This is a genomic window from Actinomyces polynesiensis, assembly GCF_000820725.1.
Classification (GTDB): domain Bacteria; phylum Actinomycetota; class Actinomycetes; order Actinomycetales; family Actinomycetaceae; genus Pauljensenia; species Pauljensenia polynesiensis.
On the sequence record NZ_CCXH01000017.1, the window covers coordinates 1 to 4,853 of the forward strand.

At 70.7% G+C, this 4,853-nt stretch carries 5 protein-coding genes; 4 read left to right on the forward strand and 1 reads right to left on the reverse strand.

Features of this window, described 5'->3' with window-relative positions:
- On the reverse strand, positions 1 to 748 hold a 748-nt coding region (locus TA90_RS00570), incomplete at its 3' end, for an IclR family transcriptional regulator (protein ID WP_074015201.1).
- 122 nt (positions 749 to 870) lie between these two features.
- On the opposite strand from TA90_RS00570, the gene leuC reads away from it, so the two are divergent.
- The 4 genes from leuC to TA90_RS00590 all read left to right on the forward strand — a co-directional run.
- The gene (gene leuC / locus TA90_RS00575) at positions 871 to 2,271 is read left to right on the forward strand and encodes a 3-isopropylmalate dehydratase large subunit (protein WP_043534089.1); all 1,401 of its coding nucleotides are present in this window, start codon (positions 871 to 873) and stop codon (positions 2,269 to 2,271) included.
- A 29-nt stretch (positions 2,272 to 2,300) separates the two neighbouring features.
- Positions 2,301 to 2,963 (forward strand): 3-isopropylmalate dehydratase small subunit, encoded by a 663-nt coding sequence (gene leuD / locus TA90_RS00580; protein ID WP_043534090.1) that lies wholly within the window; start codon positions 2,301 to 2,303, stop codon positions 2,961 to 2,963.
- 210 nt (positions 2,964 to 3,173) lie between these two features.
- Positions 3,174 to 4,508: a UDP-N-acetylglucosamine 1-carboxyvinyltransferase gene (gene murA, locus TA90_RS00585; protein WP_043534091.1), complete on the forward strand. Its 1,335-nt coding sequence runs from the start codon at positions 3,174 to 3,176 to the stop codon at positions 4,506 to 4,508.
- A partial coding sequence (locus tag TA90_RS00590; protein ID WP_043534092.1) for a diacylglycerol/lipid kinase family protein occupies positions 4,505 to 4,853 on the forward strand: 349 nt, incomplete at its 3' end. The genes murA and TA90_RS00590, both read left to right, overlap by 4 nt.

Below are 4,853 nucleotides of genomic sequence, written 5' to 3' on the forward strand. Positions count from 1 at the left end.
CGGAGTGCCTCGGCTCAGATGTCAGGTCCTCCGCAGACCGCAGGAACTCCGAGAGCCGGTTGGCCGCCGCCACCACCGAGGGACCGTGCTGGCGCCCGGGCTGGCGCCCCATGCGCTCGATGGGTCCCGAGATGGAGATCGCGGCGAGGACGCGCCCGGACGGGCCGCGCACCGGGGCCGGCACGGAGGCCACACCCGGCTCGCGTTCGCCCACGGACTGCGCCCAACCACGGCGTCGCACCTGGGAGAGCATCGTCGCGTTGAAGGAGGCTCCGTAGAGGCCACGGTGGAGCCGGTCGGGCTCCTCCCAGGCCAGGAGCACCTGGGCCGCGGAGCCGGCCCTCATGGACAGCGTGGCGCCGACGGGGATCGAGTCGCGCAGACCCATCTGACGTTCGGAGGCAGCCACGCACACGCGCACGTCACCCTGGCGTCGGTAGAGCTGCGAGGACTCCTTGGCGTGGTCGCGCAGCGCGATGAGCACGGGCATCGAGGCCGCCAGGAGGCGGTCCTCGCCCGCCGAGGAGGCGAGCTCCTGCAGGCGGGGCCCCAGGACGAATCGACCCTGCATGTCGCGGGCCACCATGCGGTGGTACTCAAGGGCGACTGCGAGGCGATGTGCGGTCGGACGGGCCAGGCCCGTCGCCGAAACCAGCTGGGCAAGGGTGGCGGGACCGGCCTCGAGCGCACCGAGGACCAATGCCGCCTTGTCCAGGACTCCCACTCCACTGGATGTCGCGTCCTCCATGTCACGATCCTTGCATCTCAACCCCTGAGATTCAAAATCTCCACATCGTGGAACTGGCGAACCATGGGGCGCAGAACTACGCAAGGGACGCACCATCGGGGTGTCGTCGCACAGGAGGGGTCATGAGCGGCACGTTGGCCGAGAAGGTCTGGTCGGACCACATCGTCAAGCGGGGTGAGGACGGGGCACCCGACCTCCTCTACATCGACCTGCACCTGGTCCACGAGGTCACCAGCCCCCAGGCCTTCGAGGGGCTGCGCCTGGCGGGGCGCCCCGTGCGCCGTCCGGACCTCACGATCGCCACCGAGGACCACAACACCCCCACCCTCGACATCGACCTGCCGATCGCGGACGAGACCTCGCGCATCCAGATCAACACCCTGCGTTCCAACGCGGAGGAGTTCGGGATCCGCATCCACTCCCTCGGCGACGCCGACCAGGGCATCGTCCACGTCGTCGGACCCCAGCTGGGCCTGACCCAGCCGGGCATGACCATCGTGTGCGGTGACTCCCACACCTCCACCCACGGGGCCTTCGGTGCCCTCGCCTTCGGCATCGGCACCTCCGAGGTCGAGCACGTCCTCGCCACCCAGACCCTGCCCCTGCAGCCCTTCAGGACCATGGCGATCACGGTCAACGGCTCCCTGCCGCCGGGGTCCACCGCCAAGGACATCATCCTGGCGGTCATCGCCCGCATCGGCACGGGTGGGGGACAGGGCTACGTCCTGGAGTACCGCGGCCAGGCGATCCGCGAGCTCTCCATGGAGGGCCGCATGACCATCTGCAACATGTCCATCGAGGCCGGCGCCCGCGCCGGCATGGTGGCGCCCGACCAGACGACCTTCGACTACATCAAGGGTCGCCCCCACGCCCCCGAGGGCGAGGACTGGGACCGCGCCGTGGAGTACTGGTCCACCCTGCGCTCCGAGGACGACGCGACCTTCGACGCCGAGGTCGTCCTGGAGGCCGCCGACATCGAGCCCTTCGTCACCTGGGGCACGAACCCCGGCCAGGGCGTGCCACTGTCCGCGAGTGTGCCCGACCCCGCCGACATCGGCGACGAGAACAGGCGCACCGCCGCCGCGCGCGCCCTGGAGTACATGGGTCTGGAGGCCGGCACCCCCATGCGCGACATCCCCGTCGACACGGTGTTCCTCGGCTCGTGCACCAACGGCCGCATCGAGGACCTGCGCGCCGCCGCCGCCGTCATCAAGGGACGTCACAAGGCGGAGGGCGTGCGCATGCTCGTGGTGCCCGGGTCCGCCCGCGTGCGTCTCCAGGCCGAGGACGAGGGCCTCGACCGCGTCTTCAAGGAGTTCGGCGCGGAGTGGCGCAATGCCGGGTGCTCGATGTGCCTGGGGATGAACCCGGACCAGCTGCGCCCCGGCGAGCGCGCGGCCTCCACCTCCAACCGGAACTTCGAGGGACGCCAGGGCAAGGGCGGTCGCACGCACCTGGTCTCCCCGCTGGTGGCCGCCGCGACCGCCGTGCGCGGCACCCTCTCCAGCCCCGCGGACCTCTGAGCGACCGGTACGGAAGGACAGGAACCACCATGGAGAAGTTCACCACCCACACCGGCATCGGGGTGCCCCTGCACCGGTCGAACGTCGACACCGACCAGATCATCCCGGCCGTCTACCTCAAGCGCGTCACCCGCACGGGGTTCGAGGACGCCCTCTTCGCCGCGTGGCGCAACGACCCGGACTTCGTGCTCAACCAGAAGTCCTACGCCTCCGGTTCCGTGCTGGTCGCCGGCCCCGACTTCGGTACCGGCTCCTCCCGTGAGCACGCGGTGTGGGCGTTGAAGGACTACGGGTTCCGTGTGGTCCTCGCCCCGAAGTTCGCCGACATCTTCCGCGGCAACGCCGGCAAGCAGGGACTGGTGGCGGGGGTCATCACACAGGAGGACTGCGAGTCCCTGTGGAAGATCCTCGAGACCGAGCCCGGCACCGAGGTCACGGTCTCCCTGGAGAACCGCACCGTCACCGCCGGCCCCCTCACCTGCCGCTTCCAGATCGACGACTACACCCGCTGGCGTCTCATGGAGGGCCTCGACGACATCGGCCTGACCCTGCGCGACGAGCAGGCCATCACCGACTTCGAGGCGGCCCGCCCCGCGTTCAAGCCGAAGACCCTGCCGGCGAAGACCCTCCCCAAGGAGCCGGTCGTGCCCGCACGGCCCATCGCCCTGGGGCTCCCGAGCCTGCGTCCCTGAGGCCGCGTCGCAGCTGCCGCCCCGGGCCGGGGCCCGCAGCTCCTCCTGCCGCCCCTCGTCCGCACGGCCTCGTCCGTACCGCCCTGTCCGCAGGGAGCGTCGGCTCGGGCACACCGACGTGACGCACACGACGGGTCCCGCCCGTGCCCGCGCACGGAGCTGCTCTAGAGTTGGACGCAATCCGATCCCGAGCACCAGGAGCACCCCCACATGACGTCTGTCCTGCGAGTCGAGGGCGGCCATCCGTTGATCGGGACGATCACGGTGCGCGGCGCCAAGAACTTCGTGCCGAAGGCCATGGTCGCCGCCCTGCTGGGTGACAGCCCCTCCGAGCTGCGCAACGTCCCACTCATCCGCGACGTCGACGTCGTCTCGGACCTCCTGGGCCTCCACGGCGTGCGCGTGGACTTCGACCAGTCCCGCGGCGTGATGACACTCGACCCGACCAATGTCGAACTCGCCAGGCGCTCCGACATCGACGCCCTGGGTGGGGCCTCGCGCATCCCGATCCTCTTCTGCGGGCCCCTCCTGCACCGACTCGGTGAGGCCTTCATCCCCGAGCTGGGCGGGTGCAACATCGGGGGCCGTCCCATCGACTTCCACCTGGAGATCCTCCGCAAGTTCGGCGCCACCGTCGAGAAGCGGCCCGACGGCATCCACATCTCCCGCCCCGCCGAGGGCCTGCGGGGCACCGTGGTCACCCTGCCCTTCCCCTCCGTGGGCGCCACCGAGCAGACCCTCCTCACCGCCGTGCGCGCCGAGGGCAACACCACACTCCAGGGTGCGGCCGTCGAACCGGAGATCATGGACCTCATCAACGTCCTGCAGAAGATGGGCGCGATCATCGCCGTGGACACGGACCGCACGATCCGCGTCGAGGGGGTCGACCACCTCAGGGGCTACCGGCACACGTCCCTGCCCGACCGCATCGAGGCGGCGTCGTGGGCCTCCGCCGCGCTCGCCACGCACGGTGACATCCACGTGCTCGGCGCCAACCAGCCCGACATGACCACGTTCCTCAACACCTTCCGCAAGGTCGGGGGTGCCTTCGACATCGACTCCGAGGGCATCCGCTTCTACCACCCGGGTGGGGAGCTGAAGTCCATCGCCCTGGAGACCGCGGTGCACCCCGGCTTCATGACCGACTGGCAGCAGCCCCTCGTCGTGGCGCTCACCCAGGCGAACGGCCTGTCGATCGTCCACGAGACCGTCTACGAGAACCGCTTCGGCTTCACCAAGGCCCTGCGCAAGATGGGTGCGAAGATCCAGGTGTACAAGGAGTGCCTGGGGTCCACCCCCTGCCGCTTCGGCCAGCGCAACTTCCTCCACTCCGCCGTCATCTCGGGTCCCACGCCCCTCCATGCCGCCGACATCACGGTGCCCGACCTGCGCGGGGGGTTCTCCCACCTGATCGCGGCGCTGGCGGCGGACGGCACCTCGAATGTGGCGGGCATCGACGTGATCTCGCGCGGCTACGAGCACTTCCTCACCAAGCTGCGCCAGCTCGACGCCCGCGTGGACTACACGGACACCGTCCGGGCATGACCCTGGGTCCTCTCGGCGCCGCGGTGTCGCGGCGCCACCTCCACGTGCTCGTCTCCTCGATGTCAGCACGTGGCCGCGCGATCTCGGTGGGGCCCCGGGTGGTGCGCATCCTGCGGGCGGGCGGGTGGCAGGTCGACGTCACCGTCACCACGCCCGGCGACGACCCCTCCGCGGTGGCCCGCGCGCTCGGGTCACGCACCGTCCACGAGGGCGGCGCCGGACCCGTCCTCGTCGCCGCCCTGGGTGGTGACGGCTACGTCGCCGCCGTCGCACAGGGACTCGCCGGCACCGGGGCCGTCCTCGTTCCCCTCCCCGGTGGGCGCGGCAACGACCTGTGCCGCGCGG